At 44.6% G+C, this 22,488-nt stretch carries 20 protein-coding genes; 7 read left to right on the forward strand and 13 right to left on the reverse strand.

The features are described from left to right. Positions 1–108: 108 nt before the first annotated feature. Genes yqiA through nudF form a run of 4 tightly spaced genes read right to left on the reverse strand, consistent with a single transcriptional unit; the run spans position 109 to position 2,672 of the window. Positions 109–714 (reverse strand): esterase YqiA, encoded by a 606-nt coding sequence (gene yqiA / locus K08M4_RS12710; protein WP_086050093.1) that lies wholly within the window; start codon positions 712–714, stop codon positions 109–111. Beyond that, a complete protein-coding gene (gene cpdA / locus K08M4_RS12715; protein ID WP_086050094.1) occupies positions 714–1,538 on the reverse strand; it encodes a 3',5'-cyclic-AMP phosphodiesterase in 825 nt (274 codons plus the stop codon). The genes yqiA and cpdA overlap by 1 nt, the downstream gene beginning before the upstream one ends. 59 nt (positions 1,539–1,597) lie before the next feature. Further along, positions 1,598–2,038 carry a DUF1249 family protein gene (locus K08M4_RS12720; protein WP_009848962.1) on the reverse strand — a complete coding sequence of 147 codons (441 nt, stop codon included), beginning with the start codon at positions 2,036–2,038 and terminating at the stop codon, positions 1,598–1,600. A 4-nt stretch (positions 2,039–2,042) separates the two neighbouring features. Beyond that, the gene (gene nudF / locus K08M4_RS12725) at positions 2,043–2,672 is read right to left on the reverse strand and encodes an ADP-ribose diphosphatase (protein ID WP_086050095.1); all 630 of its coding nucleotides are present in this window, start codon (positions 2,670–2,672) and stop codon (positions 2,043–2,045) included. 226 nt (positions 2,673–2,898) lie between these two features. Here nudF and tolC point away from each other — a divergent pair, with 226 nt between their 5' ends. After that, positions 2,899–4,209, forward strand: coding sequence for an outer membrane channel protein TolC (tolC, locus tag K08M4_RS12730; protein WP_086050096.1), 1,311 nt, complete (start codon positions 2,899–2,901; stop codon positions 4,207–4,209). A gap of 167 nt (positions 4,210–4,376) precedes the next feature. Here tolC and hldE read toward each other — a convergent pair whose 3' ends face one another. The 3 genes from hldE to K08M4_RS12745 all read right to left on the reverse strand — a co-directional run bounded on the left by hldE (position 4,377) and on the right by K08M4_RS12745 (position 10,354). Next, the gene (gene hldE, locus K08M4_RS12735) at positions 4,377–5,807 is read right to left on the reverse strand and encodes a bifunctional D-glycero-beta-D-manno-heptose-7-phosphate kinase/D-glycero-beta-D-manno-heptose 1-phosphate adenylyltransferase HldE (protein ID WP_086050097.1); all 1,431 of its coding nucleotides are present in this window, start codon (positions 5,805–5,807) and stop codon (positions 4,377–4,379) included. Positions 5,808–5,994: 187 nt separating this feature from the next. Continuing rightward, on the reverse strand, positions 5,995–8,844 hold the full coding sequence (gene glnE / locus K08M4_RS12740; protein ID WP_086050098.1) for a bifunctional [glutamate--ammonia ligase]-adenylyl-L-tyrosine phosphorylase/[glutamate--ammonia-ligase] adenylyltransferase: 2,850 nt from the start codon (positions 8,842–8,844) through the stop codon (positions 5,995–5,997). Positions 8,845–9,097: 253 nt separating this feature from the next. Further along, on the reverse strand, positions 9,098–10,354 hold the full coding sequence (locus K08M4_RS12745) for a methyl-accepting chemotaxis protein (protein ID WP_086050099.1): 1,257 nt from the start codon (positions 10,352–10,354) through the stop codon (positions 9,098–9,100). Positions 10,355–10,451: 97 nt separating this feature from the next. Here K08M4_RS12745 and K08M4_RS12750 point away from each other — a divergent pair, with 97 nt between their 5' ends. Beyond that, positions 10,452–11,201: a potassium channel family protein gene (locus K08M4_RS12750; protein WP_086050100.1), complete on the forward strand. Its 750-nt coding sequence runs from the start codon at positions 10,452–10,454 to the stop codon at positions 11,199–11,201. 39 nt (positions 11,202–11,240) lie between these two features. On the opposite strand, the gene K08M4_RS12755 is transcribed toward K08M4_RS12750, so the two are convergent. Beyond that, positions 11,241–12,758 carry a CYTH and CHAD domain-containing protein gene (locus K08M4_RS12755; protein WP_086050101.1) on the reverse strand — a complete coding sequence of 506 codons (1,518 nt, stop codon included), beginning with the start codon at positions 12,756–12,758 and terminating at the stop codon, positions 11,241–11,243. A 207-nt stretch (positions 12,759–12,965) separates the two neighbouring features. On the opposite strand from K08M4_RS12755, the gene K08M4_RS12760 reads away from it, so the two are divergent. From K08M4_RS12760 to K08M4_RS12770, 3 genes are all read left to right on the forward strand, one after another. Then, the gene (locus K08M4_RS12760; RefSeq protein ID WP_170213692.1) at positions 12,966–13,646 is read left to right on the forward strand and encodes a TIGR00153 family protein; all 681 of its coding nucleotides are present in this window, start codon (positions 12,966–12,968) and stop codon (positions 13,644–13,646) included. A 128-nt stretch (positions 13,647–13,774) separates the two neighbouring features. Next, the gene (locus K08M4_RS12765; protein WP_086050103.1) at positions 13,775–15,037 is read left to right on the forward strand and encodes an inorganic phosphate transporter; all 1,263 of its coding nucleotides are present in this window, start codon (positions 13,775–13,777) and stop codon (positions 15,035–15,037) included. Between the two features lie 205 nt (positions 15,038–15,242). After that, positions 15,243–15,854, forward strand: coding sequence for a TIGR04211 family SH3 domain-containing protein (locus K08M4_RS12770; protein WP_086050104.1), 612 nt, complete (start codon positions 15,243–15,245; stop codon positions 15,852–15,854). A 98-nt stretch (positions 15,855–15,952) separates the two neighbouring features. On the opposite strand, the gene K08M4_RS12775 is transcribed toward K08M4_RS12770, so the two are convergent. After that, positions 15,953–16,894 carry a general secretion pathway protein GspB gene (locus K08M4_RS12775; RefSeq protein WP_086050105.1) on the reverse strand — a complete coding sequence of 314 codons (942 nt, stop codon included), beginning with the start codon at positions 16,892–16,894 and terminating at the stop codon, positions 15,953–15,955. After that, entirely contained in the window at positions 16,894–18,582 is a 1,689-nt protein-coding gene (locus K08M4_RS12780; protein WP_198299294.1) for an ExeA family protein, read from the reverse strand. Before K08M4_RS12780 ends, K08M4_RS12775 begins: the two co-directional genes overlap by 1 nt. 36 nt (positions 18,583–18,618) lie before the next feature. On the opposite strand from K08M4_RS12780, the gene K08M4_RS12785 reads away from it, so the two are divergent. Next, positions 18,619–19,935, forward strand: a complete 1,317-nt coding sequence (locus tag K08M4_RS12785; protein WP_086050107.1) for a multifunctional CCA addition/repair protein — start codon at positions 18,619–18,621, stop codon at positions 19,933–19,935. A gap of 131 nt (positions 19,936–20,066) precedes the next feature. Here the strand turns inward: K08M4_RS12785 and K08M4_RS12790 are convergent, their stop codons facing one another. Genes K08M4_RS12790 through folB form a run of 3 tightly spaced genes read right to left on the reverse strand, consistent with a single transcriptional unit; the run spans position 20,067 to position 21,724 of the window. Then, on the reverse strand, positions 20,067–20,870 hold the full coding sequence (locus tag K08M4_RS12790) for an undecaprenyl-diphosphate phosphatase (protein WP_004735967.1): 804 nt from the start codon (positions 20,868–20,870) through the stop codon (positions 20,067–20,069). 15 nt (positions 20,871–20,885) lie between these two features. Continuing rightward, the gene (gene folK / locus K08M4_RS12795) at positions 20,886–21,368 is read right to left on the reverse strand and encodes a 2-amino-4-hydroxy-6-hydroxymethyldihydropteridine diphosphokinase (RefSeq protein WP_086050108.1); all 483 of its coding nucleotides are present in this window, start codon (positions 21,366–21,368) and stop codon (positions 20,886–20,888) included. Further along, on the reverse strand, positions 21,365–21,724 hold the full coding sequence (gene folB, locus K08M4_RS12800) for a dihydroneopterin aldolase (protein WP_004735969.1): 360 nt from the start codon (positions 21,722–21,724) through the stop codon (positions 21,365–21,367). Before folB ends, folK begins: the two co-directional genes overlap by 4 nt. 138 nt (positions 21,725–21,862) lie before the next feature. Here folB and plsY point away from each other — a divergent pair, with 138 nt between their 5' ends. Continuing rightward, a complete protein-coding gene (gene plsY / locus K08M4_RS12805) occupies positions 21,863–22,459 on the forward strand; it encodes a glycerol-3-phosphate 1-O-acyltransferase PlsY (protein WP_009847793.1) in 597 nt (198 codons plus the stop codon). The last annotated feature ends 29 nt before the right edge of the window (positions 22,460–22,488 follow it).

The raw sequence follows: 22,488 nt of genomic DNA on the forward strand, positions 1-22,488 counted from the left end.
AATGATGTCAAGCTAGTTCAAAAACTAAGGCATCAAACTATGATATTTCACCACTGATAGATGAAATAACAGTCAAACAAGAGAAAATTACTTGATTGGTGAAACAGATTAAAGATTTAGAAAGGTGATGATTTGTTGGGGGTAGCGTTCAAAATTAACAAAGCTATGATCCCCCCCCTCTTCTACTGTCTGTAGTGCACCTTGGTACTTCTCTACCGCTTGTCGGTAATCCAGAACTTCGTCTTCCGTTTGCTGAAGTAACCAGAAGTCACTCGGCTGAGCGATAGCCGGAACCTCTAACGCCTTCAGTTCATTGATATGTTTTGTTTCCAGAACATATCGCTCTTCTGTATATGGATTTACTTGTTCACCTAAATAGTCAGCAAGAAGCTCATACGGCTTAACGGCTGGGTTCACAACCACAGCTTTAAAGCCATAGTGAGTATTCAGCCATGTTGAAAGATAGCCACCCAAAGAACTACCTACCAACGCTATCTGATATTGCTCTTTATATTGCTCCACCAGTTGCTGCAAATAAATGGCCGCTTGCTGAGGAAAACTCGGCAGTTGAGGTGTCATCACCTTGATATCAGGACGATGCTCCGCGCAATAGTCAGCCATCACCGTTGCTTTGTGAGAACGTGATGAACTGTTAAAACCGTGAATATAGAGAAGCAGTGGCGGCTTAGCGGCTTGCTGTTCAGAATCAAACATCAATAACCTGCCGCTTCAAAATCAGGTAAGAATTGTCCATGAGGTAAACGGCGAACTTGCGTGCTTACTGATCCATCTTGATGCAATTCAATCTCTCTCCAACCAGGCGACAAAGTATCAACCGCAAAGTCATCTGAGTTAGGTTTGAATTGTACACAAGTTGACGGTGTTGCCATGACTTGTACACCATGATGATCTCGATTCATGTCTTGATGAACGTGACCACACAGTACCGCTTTCACATTGATGTGCTGTTGAACCACTTCCCAAAATTGATCAGCATCTTTCAGGTTATGTTGGTCCAGCCATGCACTGCCAACCAATAGTGGATGATGGTGCAGCAGAACCAAGGTATTACGTTCGGGGAATTCGGTTAGCTTTTGTTCTAGTAGATCAAGCTGTTGATCACTGAGACGTCCGTGAGGCACACCAACCACTTGCGAGTCCAGCATCACCATCTGCCAATTATTGCCTAGCAAGACATGCTCAACACACTGTATTTGTGGTGATGGTAAAACACTGCCCATATTCGGTTTGAAGTCATGATTCCCTGGCAACCAGTAACACGGTTTATCCAAAGGTTGAATTCCTGACTCAAATTTTTGGTACGACTCAGCACTGTGATCTTGAGAAATATCACCGGTTGCCAAAATCGCTTGATAGTCAAAGCCCTGACTAACAATGGCATCGACTACAGCACGAAAGCTATCTTGAGTGTTGATGCTTAATAAACTGCCATTGCTCGGCGCAAATAAATGCGTGTCCGTTAGCTGTACAAGCTTAATACTGCTCTCATCAAATTTTGAAGTGTGTGATAATTCCAAAATAACAAATCCAGATACGTTACTGTTTAGACTTTAAAAGTGTTTTTAAATAGGCTCAATTAAAAAGAAACTGGGGTTCGGCTGATACCCGTTTTTAAACAAAACGTTAACCATTCCCCAAGAAATTTGTTCAATTGAAATTTCTCATCCTTTTGCAGAAGTTTTGTGTTGGGATAGTCATATTTTGCTTTGACTCGCGAAAAATCCCCGCTAGCGCACACTTCTGCAACTCGAGCGTCGTGATATAGCCTGACAGACATTTTTGGCAAAGGAAACACTGGCATCGCGTCACTCTGACATATATCTATTAATGTGGTGTATTTTGTGACCTCATTCACTGTCAATTGATACACCATATTAACGGCTTGGTAACAGCGAACGTCACCAACCTCATGCTCAACCGGTAACAGAGCATTAAGTTTGGCATAGTTAGTCTCGTAAACTCGCATCAATTCAGCCAGATCGACATGATACGGTTTTTTGACTGCTATATTTGGCATGACGTTAATCTATCCACTCTGACTGTAATTCTTGGTAGTTCAATTGTAGCCACTGCAGCGCAATGATCGTAGCGCCATTTTCAAACACACCGTCTTTTACTAACTGATAAGCGGCTTCGCGACTCATCACTTGCACGCGAATATCTTCACCTTCGTAATCCAATCCGTGAACCCCTTTTGCTGTCGTGGCGTCAACACAACCAACAAAGACGTCGAGCTTTTCTGAGCAACCGCCGGATGAAGGATAATACGAAGTAATAGGCAATACAGATCCGACTTCGACCCCCGCTTCTTCCATCGCCTCACGACGAGCAACATCTTTTGGTGATTCATCGGTATCAATAATCCCCGCAACAATTTCGTATTGCCAGGGGTTTTCATGCTCTAGAGCACCGACACGGATCTGTTCTACGATCACGACTTCATCACGTATAGGGTCATAAGGTAGCAAAGCGGCAGCATGTCCACGCTCAAACATCTCACGCTCGATTGGTTGGCTCCAGCCACCCTCAAACAGTCTATGTTTAAATGTGTACTTAACCATTTTGAAAAAACCACGAAACAGCGTCTCTTTTGAGACTATTTCCACATCTTGCGGAGTAAACTCATGTCGTTGATTGTCATACTGTTGCATTTGATACCTCACTAAGTGATCTTATAGTTTACTCATTGTCCGAGTTAACTACCAAGGATAAGGTTCAACTTTTAGTATAAAACTTATAATTAAAGTTAAGTTTTAAAAAATAAATATTGCACAAGTGGACAGTTAACTGTAAAAAAGTGCAAAGTTTCGAGTAAATTACCACCAAACTGGGTTAAACTCTTTTAAAGAAAATTCCATTAAAGGCAGGAATAGGAAAATGAAAAAACTGCTTCCACTATTTATCAGTGCAGCAATTGGCAGCCTGAGTTCGTCAGCTTTCGCTGATACGCTAGCTGAGGTTTACGACCAAGCAAAACAGAACGATCCTCAACTTCTTCGTTCAGCAGCGAAGCGCGATGCCGCTTTTGAAGCAGTAACGTCAAACCGTAGTGATTTGCTACCACAAATTGACTTGAGAGCTAACTACGACATCAACCGTGGTGAGCGAAGTGATGTAAATAATGACAGCAATCAATGGGGAGCTGGAATTTACTTTTCTCAAGAGCTGTACAAACGCTCTTCTTGGATCACGCTAGATACAGCAGAGAAAAAAGCTCGCCAAGCTGATTCTGCTTATGCAGCAGAGCAACAAGATCTGATCCTTCGTGTTGCTACCGCTTACTTCGAAGTACTTCGTGCTCAAGATAGCCTAGAGTTTGTTCGTGCTGAAAAAGCCGCAGTTGCTCGTCAACTGGAACAAACTAAGCAGCGCTTTGAAGTTGGCCTTTCAGCAATCACCGATGTGCATGATGCGCAAGCTCAGTACGATGGCGTATTGGCAGACGAAGTTTTAGCAGAGAACACTCTGATTAATAACTACGAAGGTCTACGTGAAATCACAGGTCAAGAGCACTCTAACCTAAACATCTTAGATACAGACCGCTTCTCAGCAAGCAAGTCTTCTGAATCTGCTGTTGCACTGGTTGAGCAAGCTCAAGAGAAAAACCTGAAGCTATTGGCATCACGTATTGATCAAGACATCGCTAAAGACAACATCACACTAGAAAGTTCTGGTCACCTACCTAGCCTAACCTTAGACGGCAACTACTCTATTGCAGATCAGTCAAAAAGCTCTCAAGACTACGATCAAGATAATCTAAACGTCGGCTTAAACTTAGTTGTACCTCTATACACAGGTGGTAGCACAACTTCTTTGACTAAACAGGCTGAATACAACTATGTTGCAGCAAGTGAAGATCTAGAAGCGACTTACCGTAGCGTTGTGAAAGATGTTCGTGCATTCAACAACAACATCAGTGCTTCAATTGGTGCGCTACGCGCTTACGAACAATCTGTTGTTTCTGCTCAATCGGCCCTAGAAGCTACAGAAGCAGGTTTTGATGTAGGTACTCGTACTATCGTTGACGTACTAGATTCAACTCGTCGCCTATACGATGCCAACAAAAACCTTTCAGATGCTCGTTACAACTACATCCTAAGTGTCCTTCAGCTTCGTCAAGCGGTTGGTACGCTAAGCGAACAAGACATTGTAGATGTAAACGCAGGCCTAAAAGTTGCAAGCAAGTAATTCTTAAATCCTAGTTAAATACTCTAACCAGAGTCTTTAATAAAGTGACTAGATTACCGTTACAAAAATGCCGCTCAATGAGCGGCATTTTTATTATCTATTGAAAGCTAATTCTCAGCCTAACCCAAAGGTTAAGCCTTGAGACGAGAAAGCTAGAAGACTAAGAGTTAGCCTCGACCACCTTGAATCGCTTTAATGATTTCAGTCGTAGAGCAACCATCTTCAAAGTTAAGTACTTTAACTTCACCACCAGCGGCAATCACTTCCGCACCACCAGCAATATCTTCAGGTTTGTAGTCACCACCTTTCACGAGAATGCTTGGAAGAACTTCAGAGATCAAACGTTGCGGTGTATCTTCAGAAAACGGAACCACCCAATCAACCGCGCCTAAACCGGCCAACACCGCCATACGACGATCGGTTGGATTCACAGGGCGACCCGGGCCTTTTAAGCGTTTCACTGATTCATCCGTATTCACTGCAACGATCAAACGATCGCCCAACTCAGCCGCGTGGTTCATGTAAGAAACATGTCCAGCATGCAGAATATCAAAGCAGCCATTAGTCATAACCACTTTCTCGCCTTTCGCACGGGCACGTTTCACAGCTTCAACCAATGCCGCTTCAGAGATCACACCGTAATCAGTATCTTGGCTACCATGAATCGCTTCCGCTAACTCAATCGTAGACAGCGTCGATGTACCTAGCTTACCGACTACCACGCCAGCCGCAGCGTTTGCTAATGCACACGCTTCATCCAGTGGCTTACCGGCAGCAACTGAAGCTGCGAGTACTGAAATAACCGTATCACCAGCACCAGTAACGTCATACACTTCTTTCGCCTGAGTCGGTAAATGGAATGGTTCTACGCCTTTACGAAGTAGTGTCATACCATGCTCACTGCGAGTCACTAGCAGGGCTTCAAAATCAAACTCTTCGATTAACGCGAGTCCTTTTTCGATCATTTCATCTTCAGATTTAACCTTACCGGCAACCAACTCAAACTCCGCCATGTTTGGCGTAAGTAATGTCGCACCACGGTAGCGTTCAAAATCTGCACCTTTCGGGTCGATAAACACCGGAACGTTCGCTGCGCGCGCTTTTTGAATAAAGCTCTGCACATGCTCCAAAGCACCTTTCGCATAATCAGATAAGATTACCGAGCGTACATTAGGAAGCGCTTGCTCCATGCGAGATAAAACAAGTTCAGGATCCGTGTTCTCAAATTTGTCTTCAAAATCAAGACGGATCAACTGCTGTCCACGGCTCATGACACGCAGTTTTGTGATGGTCGGATAATCTTCCAACTCAACGAAATCACACTTAACCTTTAATGCACCCAAGGTATTTTTCAATACCTCAGCTGGCTCATCTTTTCCAGTCAAACCAACGATATGAGCATGACCACCAAGAGAGGCAATATTCATTGCTACGTTGGCAGCACCACCAGGGCGCTCTTCGTTATTTTCTACTTTAACAACGGGCACAGGTGCTTCTGGTGAAATACGGCCAGTAGGGCCATACCAGTAACGGTCAAGCATTACATCACCGACAACAAGAACGCCTGATTGGCTGTAGTCAGGTAGAATTGGTTTCATTGTGGATCTCCAAAAATCGAATCTGGCTAGAGTCTAGCACACTGATTACAGTGGCTAAACCATAGAAAAATGAGTGAAAGCCTAACTCGATAGATACTCTAGCAGCTAAGAAGTAGCTAATAAGCAACTAAGAAGTCGATAAGCGATCACTAAATGATAATTACGCAACCGTTAAGAAATAGTTCGGTTACGCTTCCATCCATTGCTTCCATGCCTGAACAACATGTTCCCTTTCCATTTTAAATTTATCAATCGCCACATCCGCATCAAGGTTTAATAAATTGCGGTGATGGATTTCATCTCTTAATGTTGTATAGGCATGGGTTAATGCCATGCCTTGCTGTTCGTCCATAATCCCTTGCGACAACAGGCTTTCAAAGATTCGTACATTGTCACACCAACGAGTCAACTTAGGTTTTTCATTGCTGTATCGAAGTACTAAATACTGCGCCAAAAACTCAATGTCTGTAATACCACCCGCATCTTGTTTCAGCATGAATCTCTCCGCTTTTTTTCCACCGAGGTGCCCGCGCATTTTTTCACGCATATCGACAACGGATTTTTTAAGTACAGCCTCATCTCGTGATAAGCATAGAACTTCATGTCGTGTTTTATTAAACGCAGATGCCAATAAGTCATCGCCATAAATCATACGAGCACGAGTCAAAGCTTGGTGCTCCCAAGTCCACGCATCATTGTGCTGATACTCGTCAAAAGCATCGGTTGGACTCACTAATAGACCAGAGACACCTGAAGGGCGCAAGCGAGTGTCGACCTCGTACAAAATACCAGAAGCCGTTCTGGTCGAGAATATATGAATAATGCGCTGCGCCAATCTCAGATAAAACTGGCGTCCGTCGATCTCTTTTTTACCATCAGTATAGATGTGTACCGGGCAATCGTGCATGAACACGATATCGAGATCGGAATTATAGCCAAGCTCCCAACCGCCGACTTTACCGTAACCAACCACAGCGAAGCCACGACCTTCACGATCTTTAACGTGGGTAGGCTCCCCAAACTTGGCTGTTACTTGTAACCAAGCTTGATTGATGCCAGCCTCAACAATCGCTTCTGCTAAGTAGGTTAGATGGTCGCTGACCTTCATGACAGGCAAAACGCCCGCAATATCAGCGGCTGCAATTCTCAAGATACAAGTCTGCTTAAACTGACGCAGCCCCTCCATCTGTTGCTCCATATCATCTTCAGGAATACGGGCTAGATAATCACGTAACTCGGTCTTGTAAGACTCTAAAGGCACAGGATTATAGAGTTGTTGCGGATCGATAAGTTCATCTAACAAGATGGGGTAACGCCCCAACTGCTCCGAAATCATCGGACTCGCTGTACATAAGCGAACTAACTGAGTCAGCGCAGCAGGATGTTCATCAAGCAGCTCTAGATACGTGGTGCGCGTAACGATTTTTTGCAGAAGGTGCAACACTCGAGACAAACCAAATTCTGCATCCTTGGCGGTGTAGAGCGCTTGAAACACTTTGGGCATCAAACGATTGAGTACTTCACGTCCACGAGGGCCAAGGGTTTTCTTAGCCAAATCAGCTTTGAATTGGATAACGGTTTTCGCCGCTTGCTGCGGGTTATCAATCGCGATGTCATGCTCTAGAACCTGCTCAATCACATCTTGCTTATGAGCCATATCCCACAACTCACTAAAGTGACTCGCGATTGGATTTGCGTCATCTTCATCAACCCCAATCAGGTCTTCGAATACGGTGTGGACATTAGCCATATGAGTACGGGTTGCCGCAATCAAACTATCCCAATCCGCAAACTGCATAGCGACAGCAAGTTGCAATTGCTCGAAATCGCCATCAGGTAAGGTTTGAGTTTGCTTGTCAGCCATCGCTTGTAATAGGTTCTCAAGGCGACGTAAAAACAGGTATGCCTCACGTAAGTGACCGACTTCTTCTGCTTCTAATAAATGAAGAGATTCAATCGCACTTAACGTCTCCAACAAACCTCGACCACGAAGGCTCGGCTCACGCCCGCCACGAATCAGTTGAAAGACTTGAGCAATAAACTCGACTTCACGAATGCCACCAGAACCAAGCTTAATGTTGTTTGATAAGCCACGACGTCGCACTTCGCTACTGATCATCGACTTCATTCGACGCAAAGATTGAATCGCACTGAAATCAATATAACGACGAAAAACAAACGGACGCAGCATCTGACGGAGTTCTTGGTATTCTGGGTACATTTCGCTGCCCATCACTCGCGCCTTAACCATCGCGTAGCGTTCCCAGTCACGGCCTTGTTCTTGGTAATAGTCTTCAAGAGCAGCATAGCTCATGACCAAAGGACCGCTCTCACCGAATGGACGTAGGCGCATGTCGACTCGATAACAGAATCCGTCAAAGGTTTGCTGATCAAGCGCCTTAATAATACGTTGCCCCAAACGCGTGAAGAACTGCGCGTTAGCGATACTTCTTCTTGCTCCTTGGGTTTCGCCATTTTCTGGGTAGGTAAAAATTAGATCGATATCGGAAGAGAAATTCAGCTCACCGCCACCTAGTTTGCCCATGCCGATGATCAACATAGGCTGCGCTTCACCTTGCTCGTTACAAGGTGTGCCCCACTCTTTACAACAAATATCGTACTGCCATTGATAGGTCTCGAAGATCATCGCCTCTGCTAGCATCGACAAATGACTTAAGCTCTGTTCTAGATCCCATGAGCCCATAAAGTCACGCCAAGCAATGTAGGTCATCTCTCGATTACGGAATTGGCGCAGTACACGCTGGCCGCTCATCTCATCAGCACAACCAGAAAGTAACTCGGCCAAACGCTCGCGATACCCTTCCGCACGCTCTTCGCATGCCAACATATCAGGTAAGTCACCACATAAAACCGTATCACGCTGCAGGCAATCGCCAATAAAACAGCTTAAACCGAGTACACGTTTAAGATCTTCAGTCAGTGGCTCAGACCAAGTATTGATAGCTTCACTTTGATGCTCTAATAATTGCTCAAAAGCAGACTGGGAATGAGTGATGAGTTGAGAAGGCAATGGCATGTTTCTTCCTTGTTTAAGCTGCGCGCCGAACAATCGATTTATCGATTCAGTTCTTCAATAACGAGTTTTCATAACTAAAGATAAGTTATACCAAAGTTCTGCCAATAAAAAACGCCCACATTAGCAATGTGGGCGTTTTATCAGTGAACTTATCAAGTAAAGCCTTTATCTCTAATAACCAATCTACGTGGCAAAACCTCTAGGAATAAACCTTTAGATATTACGAACTAGAGCTCAGACCGAAAGCTGGGGATTAAACCTTAAACTGCTTAATCTTACCGTCTAGCTCTTGCGCGTTGCTTTCCATGATCTCAGAAGTCTCGAGAAGCTCACCAACCACCACTACAGAAGCTTCAACAAGTTCACGAACATTGGTTAGGTTGATACTCATCTCTTCAGCAACAGTGCTCTGTTGACCCGCAGCTGTAGCTATCTGGAAGTTCATATCATTGATTTGGTTTACCTGGCTTACGATGCCATCAAGCTCAGAACCAGCGTTAGTCACTAGGTCTACGCCTTCAGCAGCTTCAACAACACTCTTTTCCATCAGCTCTACTGCCGAGTTAGCACTGCTTTGTAGCTGGCTGATCATATCTTGAATTTCTACGGTCGCTTGTTGAGTGCGTTGCGCAAGGTTACGAACCTCATCGGCAACCACCGCAAAACCACGTCCCGCTTCACCGGCACGCGCGGCTTCAATAGCTGCGTTCAACGCTAATAGGTTGGTTTGCTCTGAAATGCCTTGGATAGTACCAACCACACTGCCAATCGAGTCTACGCGCTCTTCTACTTGGTTTACCGCTGCTGCAGAGGCTGCGATGTCCGAAGAAAGCTCACTCATCTTAGAAACAGAACCTTGAACGAACTTCTGACCTGTTAATGCTTGACCTGATGCTTGCTCAGTAAGAGAAGAAGCACTTTGCGCGTGCTCAGCCACGGTTTGCACAGTAGACGTCATCTCGCTCATTGCTGTCGCTAGTTGGTCGATTTCGTTAAATTCTTCCTGAGCTGAATCTTTGGTTTCGGACATGCTGATGGTCATCACTTCCGTCAGGGCAAACAATTCATCAGAAGAGGCCACCTGAGTTTTGATCATGTCATTCAACTGGACTCGCGTTTTTTCGAGTTCTCGTGCCACATCACCGTATTCATCTTTACAATCCATATGAATAGGCACTGATAGGTTCTTATCGGCCATGGTTTTAATGGCGTCATTGAGGTATTGAGTTTGGCGAAGCATAACGCGCGCCGCGGCTAATAGAAGAACCACAAACACAATGATCATCACGGCTGTTTGCCAAGCCACTTGAACTAAGTAAGTCTCGTAATGCTGCTGTGCAACTTGCGCATTGTTGGTAACTGCAAGTAATGAATCGTAAAACGCACTTGCATCCCATAGCTGCTTCGAAATAATCAAGATAGTGCTGAAAACCATCAGCATGATCATTTTAGGAACGAGACGGATGTCTGAGATAATCCTTTCCCACGGCTTGAATGACAGTTTAGTCATTGTCAGTTCTCCATTAACTCTTATATATTGATGGCTTCTATATCCGCGAGATGGCTATGTCAGTCAAAGTTCGCGATTTATTTTGAGCCTCGTATGAATGTTAAATAGTATCAAAGACACCACTAAGCCGATGAGCTTATTATCACTGATTCTCTCTTTCTTAGCGTTATTTGTGATCTCAGGCTTATTGTTTGCACCGATTGATAAAGAATCGAAACAAGTTCTTATCGGCCTAGACTTTATAATCTGTAGTGTTTTTCTTTTTCAGCTCACTATTGATCTATTCAGATCACAAAATAAGAAAGAATATCTAAAAGTACACTGGATCGATTTCTTGGCAAGCATCCCTATGGTCGAGCCGCTTCGATTCGCTCGCATTTTTCAGATCTTGCGCGTGATTCTCGTTCTTCGGTCAGGCAAACGTGTTTTCAGAGAGCTGTTTCGCAATCGAAAAGAAACCACACTCGCCTCAATTATTTTGCTATTGGTTATTCTCCTGACCATAGGTGCAGGAACAATACTGTTGCTAGAGCACAAGGATCCCAATGCCAACATTACCACTGGCCAAGATGCTTTATGGTGGGCTTTCGTAACGATTAGTACCGTGGGGTACGGCGATCATTATCCAGTAACGAGTTCAGGCAAGTTGGTCGCTTCTCTGGTGATCATTTGTGGGGTGGGTGTTTTTGGTATGATTTCAGGGTTGATTACTTCTTTGATCACTTCCCCAACTCGCCATGACAATCAACGAGCAGAAAACAAAGAGAAGCACCTTGAGAAGATCATCGAGCAACAACAGCAAATTATCGAACGACTAGAAAAGCTGGAACAACGAACAAAAAAATAGGGCCAAAGCCCTATTTTCAATTTGATGTTGTTATGAAACTCAGTCTTGCCAGTACGGCTCAACTTCTACGCTTATTTGGCGTGTCTGTTCCATCGCGTGCAGAATAGACACCTCTTGACGAGCTAACCAACGCTCAAGCTGAACCTTCTCATCGCCTTCCAACTTCTCCGTCAAAGGCTCTAATGTTTTAAGTGCCAGCAAATCATCAATACCTTGCACCATATCAGCCCACGGTAGACGGAAAGTGTTTCGTTCATCGTCGTCATACAAACTCGCGAAACCGACACCAGAATATAGATTTCGCATCAAACGATATTGCTGTTCAATGTACGCTTGGCTGGTCATTACGCGTTCCGGTGGAAAAGCTTCCATCAAGTCGGCCCATGTACGATCGAGTTGCTGCACGGAAAACCATTCGATACCACGAGACATTTGCTCACGCGCTTTTTCATCTAAGAATGGCTGCCAACCACGAGATAAGATCCAGCGGCTCAGATCTAACAATAAACCGGTATAACGAGCAGAGCTCAACAAGGTCAGCAGCTCTTCGCGATCGGGAAGTTGCTCTTGCATCTCTTTAAGTTCAGCGACCAAGAACTTACGCGCATCCAGTTTTCGCAGCACGTGGCCTTTATCTTCGAGCAAGTCTTCGAAATGGTCATAGCTTTTCAGCCAATCGAGCTCTTGCTCAAGCCACTTAAGCTCTTGGCGTAAAATAGCACTCGCACGTCTTGGGACAATACCGCCATAAATAGTGAAGGTTTGACGAATGAAACTCAGCGAGTGACTGATTTCATGTAACGCTTCAATTGATTGACGCTCAGTGAAGATCTGCTCGTGATAATGCCAATGAGCGAGAGCATGCTCTAAAGATTGAATGAAACACGACTCAACGGTATCACTTTTGTCAGTATCAACTAAAGTCAAAGGAGTGACTTCATCTCCTTGATAACCTTGAGCAAGGCGGTAACCCTTAGCCGCTTTGCTTAGGTTACCTAAACGCATGCCGCCTTGTTCACAGAATTGACGAGACAGGGTAAACAGAGCATCCGTTTGACCCGATTTAAGCTCTAGTTCGACTTCGCAAATAGGCTCTTGCAGTTCGCCTGCTTCAACAAAACCTTGATCGAATGCGACCTCGACTTGGCTGCCATCAGGCATACCAATCAACCACTGCTCACGAGTGAAGTTGGTAGAAAATAGAGGAGTCAGCTCCGCTTGCAATGTTTCGATGTCTTTACCTGCTGGCCAGATATCCTCTGGATGCAGAGCTAGCTTAGGTTCGTTGCTGTCGTGTTCTGCATTGTATTCAGGCCTTTGATGCAAGCCAGCAACCACACGACCAGCCGTTTTTACGGTTTGTACAAATACGTCATCAAAGCGTCGAATGCGCAAGCCAGTATCGTGCTTGCGTAGCCAGTTATCGGGGGTGTCAAAGTAGATGTTACCTAGCTCACGACAACTGTGCTGAAGTACTTTAGTTTCAGCAATTTTATTGCGTAAAGTCTCTGAAAAATCAGGAGAAACAAAAAACTTCAGTTCTATCTCGGTTTCCATAGTTATACCTTTCTGTGAAGATAGGGACAGGATATTGCCAATTTGAAAACTCAGCAAGTCAGAAATATCGCCCTTATGATGATCTAAAACAGTTTTAATGAGACATTGATTAGGTTAACATGCGCGACTTTGTAGCCATCGCTTAACATTTCACCATGAATATGGTGTATGTTGTTTTAAGGTTATTATTTATTAGGTTGGATGACCATGCCAGTAAATACAATTATGGGGTTATTTGCAAAGTCCCCAATTAAACCTTTGCAGCGTCACGTAGTATGCGTGAACGAATGTTGTTCTCACCTAGTTAATTTCTTTGAAGTTTCTTCAAAAGGTGACTGGGAAAAAGCATCAGAAATTCGAGCTCAAATTTCTCACCTTGAGAAAGAAGCTGACGTACTAAAACGTGAAATTCGCCTTAAACTTCCTCGCGGTTTGTTTATGCCAGTTGATCGCACCGATATGTTGGAGCTATTAACTCAACAAGACAAACTCGCAAACCTAGCGAAAGACATTGCTGGCCGTGTATATGGTCGTCAACTTGTCATTCCTGCTCCTATGCAAGAAAACTTCATCGCTTACGTTAAACGTTGTCTAGATGCAGCGAACCAAGCACAAAACGTAATCAATGAATTAGACGAATTACTTGAAACTGGCTTTAAAGGCCGTGAAGTAACACTCGTTGCTGAAATGATTCATCAATTAGATGTAATTGAAGATGACACGGATGCGATGCAGATCGAACTACGCCAACAACTAATGGCGATTGAAGAAGGTCTGAATCCAGTTGATATCATGTTCTTATACAAAATTCTTGAATGGGTTGGTGGTATTGCAGATCAAGCACAGCGTGTAGGCGCTCGTCTTGAAGTAATGCTTTCTCGATCTTAAATCATACGTTAACTATATAACGAAGAGCATTTTTTGAACAAACCACTTATGCGCTGAGTATTTCTCTCGCTGAGCGGTTTTTTGCGTCTAAATTTGTTCCGCTTGTTATCAAACAACTAGGTATTACGATGGATATCCTTGCTAACTACGGCACTGTCCTGATTATTGTTGCAGCAGCTTTCGGTTTCTTGATGGCTATTGGTATTGGTGCAAATGACGTTGCGAACGCAATGGGCACTTCAGTAGGCTCTAAAGCTCTAACCGTTAAACAAGCGATCATTATCGCAATGATCTTTGAATTCGCAGGTGCTTACCTTGCGGGCGGCGAAGTAACAGACACGATCCGTAAAGGTGTTATCGAAACGTCTCTATTCGCTCATCAACCTGATGTACTTGTATACGGCATGATGTCTGCGCTACTAGCAGCTGGTACATGGCTACTTCTAGCTTCATACATGGGCTGGCCAGTATCAACGACTCACTCAATCATCGGTGCAATCATCGGTTTTGCTTGTGTGTCTGTGGGTACTGAAGCTGTAGATTGGAACAGTGTTCAAGGCATTGTGGGAAGTTGGATTGTCACACCATTGATTTCCGGTATCTTCGCCTACCTCATATTTGTCAGTGCCCAACGACTGATATTCGATACAGAAAACCCGTTATTCAATGCGAAGCGTTTTGTACCGGTATACATGTTCATTACTACAATGGTCATTGCACTTGTAACGATCAAGAAAGGTCTTAAGCACGTAGGCCTTCATCTAACCGGTACTGAAGCATGGTTATGGGCTGCAGGTGTTTCTGCTGTCGTCATGGTTGGCGGTTACTTATACATTCAGAAGAAGTTTGCTAACCGCGAAGAAGACCACGGTTTTACTGGCGTAGAAGGTATCTTCAGCGTACTAATGGTTATCACGGCTTGTGCAATGGCATTCGCACACGGTTCAAACGATGTTGCCAACGCGATTGGTCCACTATCAGCGGTTGTTTCAACGGTTGAGCACATGGGCGAAATCTCAGGCAAGAGCACTATCGCATGGTGGATTCTTCCACTAGGTGGTATTGGTATCGTTGTTGGTCTTGCAACAATGGGCCATAAAGTAATGGCAACTGTTGGTACTGGTATTACAGAACTAACACCTAGCCGTGGCTTTGCTGCACAACTTGCAACAGCATGTACGGTTGTACTTGCTTCAGGTACTGGCCTTCCGATTTCAACCACGCAAACATTGGTTGGTGCGGTTTTGGGTGTAGGTTTTGCTCGTGGTATCGCAGCTCTAAACCTAGGCGTTGTGCGTAACATCGTAGCTTCTTGGATTGTGACGTTACCTGCAGGTGCTCTACTTGCTGTTGTATTCTTCTACGCAATTCAGGCTATGTTTACTATGTAATAGCCCTGACGTTAGTTATTATTAGCGTCAGAAAACGGTGAGCTTCAGTAAAGATATGTAAATACCATGTCATTATTGACTCAAACGCACAGAAAGGGAGGCTTTGCCTCCCTTCTTTGTTGCACCATATAAAAAAACTAAATATTATTTGCTGATTGAGGCTGACTCATACGCCTACCCAATTTGAATCGTTAAAGGATTTACTGTGAAAAAACTGATTAGCTTAGTTTTGTTCGCAATGCTTGCGGCTCCAGCTGCCTTTGCTCAAGACCGTTATATTGCTGACAAACTATTTACTTATATGCACTCTGGCCCAAACAATACTTTCCGTATCATAGGTAGTATTGATGCCGGTGAGAAAATCACCTACCTGCAAACTAACAAGAGCACGGGTTACACTCAGGTTCAAGATAGCCGAGGACGCAAAGGTTGGGTTGAGAGTAAGTTCGTAAGCACAAAAGAAAGTATGGCACTGCGCATGCCTAAGCTAGAGAAAGAGCTCTCGGAAGTAAAAGGCAAGCTGGCGAATGCTCGCCAAAGTGCTGATAGCGAAAAAGCAGGTCTCGCAAGCTCTCTAGACTCTCGTAACAAGCAGATTGCTGAACTAGAGCAGAACTACAGTGAGATTAGCCAACAGCTAACGAGCTCTCAAACAGAGAACCGTGAACTACGCGCTAAGCTAGATACTCAAAAAGATGACTTACTATTGAAGTACTTCATGTACGGTGGTGGTGTTGCTGGTATTGGTCTACTTCTTGGCCTTGTTCTACCACACATCATGCCTCGTCGTAGAAAGTCACCAAACGGCTGGGCGTAAGCCTCGCATTTGGTACAGTAGATTCAGTATCGAATACCAAAAAGGAGCACCGAGGTGCTCCTTTTTATTTACCTTCATCTAGACCCCTTTAGAACTCGTTAGCCTTTCCACTCGTACAAAGCTGGGATTTCTATCTTCTGCTGATTGAATTCAATGATTACCGATTGTGGTTTAATCTCAAGCAACTGAATACCCCGCTCGATCCACTCCCCTTGAGCGACTTCGTGGCCATTCACTTTGACCCAACGCTTAGTTTCACTACTCGAGTACATATGAGTTTGTAGGTCTAACTTAGGTAATACACCCGACAGTCTATTACCATGTGTTTCTAAACCTATGACCTGAGAATCCATACTCCCCACAGGTCTAGAATCCATCGGTTCGGGTGAGACCGGTTGCTCTCCCATCATTGATTCAAGTTTCAATGCTAAATCGGGTGGTAACTCGGTGAGGTCTAACCCTTTCAGTAAATCACGGTCCGATTGTAGAATACCATTCTCATTATTCGTTCCAGGTTGAACTAATGGTTCGACAGATGACGGTTCAAAATTCGTTGCAGCTTGATTACTATTATCTACATTTGCCACGATCGCTTTTGAGCCACTAGCGATATCATCGATGTCGGTGCCCATATTTACATGCATTTCTTGGCGCGGTAGTGCTTTCAAAAGTTGGCTTACCGGTGCCGAGCGAACAGAGAATAATACTTCATCGTCTGCATCCACTAACACAGCATCCACACTGGCTATGTCAGCACTAGCAATTTGAGGAGCAAGGTCTGGTTGAAACTTTGATTCAGACAGAGATCCGGAGGCGACTTGGCTAGTCGAGTTTTTATGTTGTTGGTTATATGATTGATAAGCCAGAAGGCCGCCCACCAACAAAGAAGGCACTAAGACAAGGAGTAGCCCCATTGCTAACGATGAACCTCGTTTGCTGCTAATCCCTCTAGCAGAACTAGGCTCGTGATGATTTTGGTAGCCTCTGAAGCTAGGTTTATTATTAGAAGACTGTTTAAGCTGGTACATAATACGTGACATTAGCTTTCGCCTCCTTCTAGCAACATCAATTGAGGCGAGTCGAGTTGAGCTAATCTCTGCAGTCTTGCTAAGGTGCGCTTACCTGCAATGCCATCAACAGACATACCCTGCCAAGTTTGAAACGCTTCGATTTTCATTTTCAATTCATAGTCAAAGACATCACTGCCCGATACGTCTTCACCCAAGACTTCAGAAAGCAGTAGATCAAGTAAAGCAACCGCCTCACCTTGATAGCCCTCTTTTAAGGTTTCTCTTAGCGGCTGTTTCCAAATCGCGACATAATCACCTTGCCAAATTTGCGTTAAGGTACGCTTAGGCATCACCAATAGCTTTTCGTTGACGAGGAGCTCAACAGACTCCTCAGACGCGCCATAAAGTACAGCAAACACAGGTTCTTGCGCTAATTCCAGATTAAGAACCACGGGAACTCCAAGCTCTATCAAATATTCTAAATTGGCTTGATGTTGCTCACATACAAATACACTTTGTTGTTCACTCAAACATAGCCAATCACGAAGCGAGGATTCATATCCCCAAAGCGTGTAAAGGTCCCTAATTGCAAGCGTTTGGTTATTCCCTTGCTTCAGGTGTTTCTGAACATCTTGTGGTAGTGCAAATTTCGAAGCCTTGAGATCTTGAGCCGATATAGGTGTATCAACCAGTGTCGGAGTTTCAGCCACAAATGAGCGTTGAGTATGTGCCGCTACTTCCGTTTTAACTTCACTGGAAGTATCCGCAGTCACCCATGAACTAATATAGGCAGGGGCGAAGTTAAGGGTCGCGATTGCAAGGCCGACACTTAACGTGGCAATCCCCGCGTATTGGAGTAATTTGGGGGCGACATGAGTGGCGCGAGTTTTCTCGACGTGATACACATCGGCCTGAAAGGACATGATTTGCTGACAAGCTCGGTTAACCGTTTCATTACTCGGTGATTTATCACCGTCATGGAAAGCCAATTGCAGCGCTTTATCACACACCAAGTTAATGAGCCTTGGAATACCATGAGTATATTGGGCGATAAGCTTGATTGAACGATTCGAAAACAACATCTGCTCACCACCCGCCGTTTCCAAACGAAACGCGATGTACTGACCAGCTTCTTCGATATTAAGAGGCAGTAAGTGATAGCGACCTGTAATCCGCTGCGCAAGTTGACGTAACTGTGTGGTTTGTAAGTGTTGCTGTAATTCAGGTTGGCCAACCAACAGCACCTTTAACAGCTTACGACTGTCGGTTTCCAAGTTTGTTAGAAGGCGTAACTGCTCCAACACATCGGCAGCAAGGTGTTGGGCTTCATCGATCACCAATAAGGTTTGAATGCCTTCAGCATGACTGTCGAGCAGAAAGTGATGAATGGCCTGACTCAGCTGTTTCAACGATGCTTGTTCAGGGTACTCAACCTCAAACTCATCGCAGATAGCTTCAAGTAAATCCGTATTCGAAAACGTAGGGTTAAGTATAAGGCCAGCTTGAGTCTGATTATCGAGTGATGACAACATCGCTTTGGCGACCGTTGTTTTTCCTGTACCGACTTCACCAGTAAGCATCGCAAATCCCCCTCCTTCGCCTAAACCGGCTTGTAGGTTCTGCATCGCTTCTTGGTGACGCTGACTCAAAAACAAATAGCGAGAATTTGGTACAATCGAAAATGGCATCTCAACGAAGCCAAAATATTCCTTATACATGTGCTGCCCTATAATTACGATTAATGGAAAGTACCATTGCTTGCAGTAAAGTCCAGCAGTGATAAAACATTTCGAGGTGATAAGTTGCAAATATTCGATAGCCTACCAAAAGAGAATGGGCTACAACGCTATCTTGTCGGTGGAGCGGTACGCGATAAACTGCTCAATATTGATAGCTATGATAGAGATTGGGTCGTGGTAGGAAGTACCCCTCAAGAGATGGAAAGCCTTGGATTTACTGCTGTAGGGAAAGATTTCCCTGTCTTCTTACACCCAAAGACCAAAGAAGAGCACGCACTGGCTCGTACCGAGAGAAAGTCCGGTTCTGGCTATACGGGTTTCGAATGTTACTTTGCACCAGATGTGAGTTTGGAAGAAGATCTGATGCGCCGAGATCTGACCATCAACGCCATTGCTCAAGACGATAAAGGCCAACTTTACGATCCTTACCATGGCCAGAAAGATCTCTCAGATCGTATTCTAAGACACGTTTCGGATGCTTTTGTTGAAGATCCTCTGCGTGTGCTGCGTGTCGCTCGCTTTGCTGCCAAGCTTCACCATCTCAACTTTACGGTTGCACCGGAAACCATGCTAATGATGAGTGAGATAGTGCAATCCGGTGAACTGGCACATCTTACGGCAGAACGAGTTTGGCAAGAGTGGCACAAGTCTCTTAGTACGCCGCATCCTGAAGTGTTCCTTTCTGTCCTGAAAGAGTGTGGCGCATTAGCTGTTGTATTGCCTGAAATTGACGCGCTGTTTGGCGTTCCTCAACCTGAAAAATGGCACCCTGAGATCGACACGGGCATTCACACCCTGATGGTTGCTCAGCAAGCTGCGCTGTTAAGCCAGTCATTACCTGTTCGTTTTGCCGCTCAAGTGCATGATTTAGGTAAAGGCATCACGCCAGAAAGCGAATGGCCAAGCCACAAAATGCATTGCCATACAGGCTTAAAAATCATTAAGAAGCTGTGTGAAAGAGTTAGAGTGCCCAATGAATTCAGAGACCTCGCGTTGTTAGTGTGCGAGCAGCATTCTAATATCCATCGAGCAGGTGAGCTCAAGCCAACCACCTTTCTCAAGGTTCTGAATAAGTTTGATGTTTGGCGTAAACCAGACAGGCTCAACGACATACTGCTTTGCTGCCAAGCCGATCATGCTGGTCGTAAAGGATTAGAAGATCAGCCTTACCCTCAGAAAGCGCGTTTTGAAGTGGCTTACCAAGCAGCGCTTCAAGTCGAAGTTAAAGCGATTATTGCCGATGGTTTTCAAGGCAAAGATATTCGAGAAGAACAAGAGAAACGCAGAGCTATCGCGATTGAAAACGCCCTATTAGAACTCGCTGATAATTAATCGCAATAGCGCTGATTCTCCGGCATTAAAAAACCCGCTACTAGGCGGGTTTTTCCGTTTCAATCTGTAGGACGAAATATTTGTTTTCGTAAGTCGAATGCTTCTGTATCATCAAGAAAGTAAATCGAGTGCTACTGCATCATCAAGAAAGCAAACAGGCCAAAACCTAGAATCAGACGGTAGATAACAAACGGGGTCATACCCATACGTGAGATAAGCTTCAAGAAGAAGTGAATACAAATATAAGCACTGATGAAAGACACCACGATACCCGTTAGCAAGGTACCAACATGGATTGGGTCACCACTGGTCACCAACTTCAAGCCTAAGTAACCACCAGCTAAGGTGATGATTGGGATAGACATCAAGAAAGAGAATCGAGCCGCGGCTTCTCGTGTAAAACCAAGGTAAAGCGCTGCGGTAATCGTCGCGCCAGAACGAGAAGTACCAGGGATGATCGCCATTGCTTGAGCAAGACCAATAAACAGCGCTTTTTTCCAACCCGCTTGGTATTCGTCATCACGCAGACTTGAGTTCTTATCCACCCACCATAGCAACAGACCAAAGATAATCGTGGTCGTCGCGATCACCCATGCACTGCGCAAGTAAAGCTCAACAATATCTTTCATCAACAAGCCAAAGATACACGCAGGAATCGTCGCGAGAATGATCATCCACGCCAGCTTTGCTTCTTTACTGCGATCGCCTTTAAACACGGAACCAAAGAATGCGCTCAACAGAGAGACCACTTCTTTGCGGAAATAGATAACTACTGCGGCCAAAGTACCAACGTGGACCGCAACATCAAAAGCCAAGCCTTGATCTTCCCAACCTAAAACAGCCGAAGGAAGGATTAAGTGTGCAGAACTGGAAATAGGTAAAAACTCAGTAAAACCTTGCACCAACGCCAACATAAACGCTTCAAAATAACTCATTACTTACCTTAAAAATTATAGTGTTATATCTACGACAGAGAGCGAATCTAATTGCTGCATCTTCTGCCATATTTCACTGACGGTTCTTCCATCTTGCGGGATCACCCTCGCAGGACAAAGATCATAAAGAGGTTGTGTTACAAAAGGATATTTATAGATATCACTGCGTGGTAATTCTGGATCGCTCTCTGATACCACCTCTCCAAACAGCACAATATCAAGATCGAGCTTTCGATCTTGAAGCTTATGGGCATCTTGAGAGCGCCCCCACTTGAACTCAATTTCACGCAGTTGTTGTGAAAATTCAGTCAATGAGAGTGATGTGTCGATCTCTACCACAAAATTGTAAAACGGATGACTGTTAAACCCAACAGGCTCACAGTGATAGATCTTCGAGCATTTGAGGTTAGTCCCTAACGATTGAAGCTCTGTCCATGCCACCCTTGCATGCTTGTCGCGGTCTATGTTCGTGCCAACACCAACATAGGCTACTGTCATGCTTGACCTCTTTCGATGATCACACCCACAGCTTTTGCTTGTGGTACTGCGCCAGGCTTCGCTAGACGGATCTTGATCCAAGGCACTGAGAACTGAGTCATGATTAGTTCAGCGACTTCTTCTGCCACACGTTCCACTAATAGGAATCGGCCATTCGCTATGTGGTCAAGTACGGCTGTGCTGACTGTCGAGTAATCCAAAGCATCAACAACATCATCACTCTTACCTGCAGGGCGGTTGTCATGAGCCATTTCAATATCAAGCACAAGTTTTTGTTTGATCTCTTGTTCCCAATCGTAAACACCGATCGTTGTAATTACTTCTAGCTGTTCAATGAAAACTTTATCCAGAGCCATGACTTGTCCTTTTAGAGGTCGGATACCCATATCGGGGAAAAAAACGTATTATTTGCGTAATTCCAGATATGATATCAATTACTATTAGATTGAGCATTATTTTCCCATCGTTAAGCTTATAACTGTTTAAGGAAAAACATGACCCCATTGGCACTCATCATGATTATTGCTGCCTATTTACTAGGCTCAATCTCTAGTGCGGTCTTGATATGCCGAGTCTTAAGACTTCCTGATCCAAGAACGGTAGGATCCAATAACCCCGGAGCCACTAATGTACTTCGCGTGGGTGGTAAAGGTGCCGCTGCTGCCGTTCTTCTTTGTGACATGCTTAAAGGCACCATTCCTGTCTGGCTTGGCTACTACCTCAAAATCGATCCTATCATCTTAGGTGTTGTGGCAATTGCAGCCTGTCTTGGCCATATGTATCCAATATTCTTCCACTTTAAAGGTGGTAAAGGCGTAGCAACAGCACTCGGAGCCATCGCCCCAATTGGATTCGATCTAACAGGCATGATCATGGCGACCTGGTTAGTGGTGGCGTTTTTGTTTCGTTACTCTTCTTTAGCAGCACTGGTTACTGTGTTACTTGCGCCTTTCTACGCTTGGTTAGTCAAACCTCAATACACACTGCCTGTGGCCATGTTGTGTTGTTTGATCGTCCTACGTCATCATCAGAATATCCGCCGCCTACTCGATGGCAGCGAACCAAAACTCGGGCAAAAAAAATCGGCTTAAACTGTCATGTCTAAGCCGAACTATTTTTA

Origin of the sequence: Vibrio syngnathi (assembly GCF_002119525.1) — a bacterium.
In the GTDB taxonomy this organism is placed as follows: Bacteria; Pseudomonadota; Gammaproteobacteria; order Enterobacterales; family Vibrionaceae; genus Vibrio; species Vibrio syngnathi.

Bases quoted from the DNA above. Each gene is read 5' to 3' on its own strand.
- nudF (WP_086050095.1), bottom strand. From the start codon at position 2,672: ATGCAACAGTATGACAATCAACGACATGAGTTTACTCCGCAAGATGTG.
- K08M4_RS12775 (WP_086050105.1), bottom strand. From the start codon at position 16,894: ATGTCACGTATTATGTACCAGCTTAAACAGTCTTCTAATAATAAACCT.
- glnE (WP_086050098.1), bottom strand. From the start codon at position 8,844: ATGCCATTGCCTTCTCAACTCATCACTCATTCCCAGTCTGCTTTTGAG.
- tolC (WP_086050096.1), top strand. From the start codon at position 2,899: ATGAAAAAACTGCTTCCACTATTTATCAGTGCAGCAATTGGCAGCCTG.
- hldE (WP_086050097.1), bottom strand. From the start codon at position 5,807: ATGAAACCAATTCTACCTGACTACAGCCAATCAGGCGTTCTTGTTGTC.
- yqiA (WP_086050093.1), bottom strand. From the start codon at position 714: ATGTTTGATTCTGAACAGCAAGCCGCTAAGCCGCCACTGCTTCTCTAT.
- K08M4_RS12765 (WP_086050103.1), top strand. From the start codon at position 13,775: ATGGATATCCTTGCTAACTACGGCACTGTCCTGATTATTGTTGCAGCA.
- folB (WP_004735969.1), bottom strand. From the start codon at position 21,724: ATGGCTCTGGATAAAGTTTTCATTGAACAGCTAGAAGTAATTACAACG.
- K08M4_RS12720 (WP_009848962.1), bottom strand. From the start codon at position 2,038: ATGCCAAATATAGCAGTCAAAAAACCGTATCATGTCGATCTGGCTGAA.
- K08M4_RS12780 (WP_198299294.1), bottom strand. From the start codon at position 18,582: ATGTATAAGGAATATTTTGGCTTCGTTGAGATGCCATTTTCGATTGTA.
- K08M4_RS12750 (WP_086050100.1), top strand. From the start codon at position 10,452: ATGTTAAATAGTATCAAAGACACCACTAAGCCGATGAGCTTATTATCA.
- K08M4_RS12760 (WP_170213692.1), top strand. From the start codon at position 12,966: ATGCCAGTAAATACAATTATGGGGTTATTTGCAAAGTCCCCAATTAAA.
- plsY (WP_009847793.1), top strand. From the start codon at position 21,863: ATGACCCCATTGGCACTCATCATGATTATTGCTGCCTATTTACTAGGC.
- K08M4_RS12790 (WP_004735967.1), bottom strand. From the start codon at position 20,870: ATGAGTTATTTTGAAGCGTTTATGTTGGCGTTGGTGCAAGGTTTTACT.
- K08M4_RS12745 (WP_086050099.1), bottom strand. From the start codon at position 10,354: ATGACTAAACTGTCATTCAAGCCGTGGGAAAGGATTATCTCAGACATC.
- K08M4_RS12755 (WP_086050101.1), bottom strand. From the start codon at position 12,758: ATGGAAACCGAGATAGAACTGAAGTTTTTTGTTTCTCCTGATTTTTCA.
- folK (WP_086050108.1), bottom strand. From the start codon at position 21,368: ATGACAGTAGCCTATGTTGGTGTTGGCACGAACATAGACCGCGACAAG.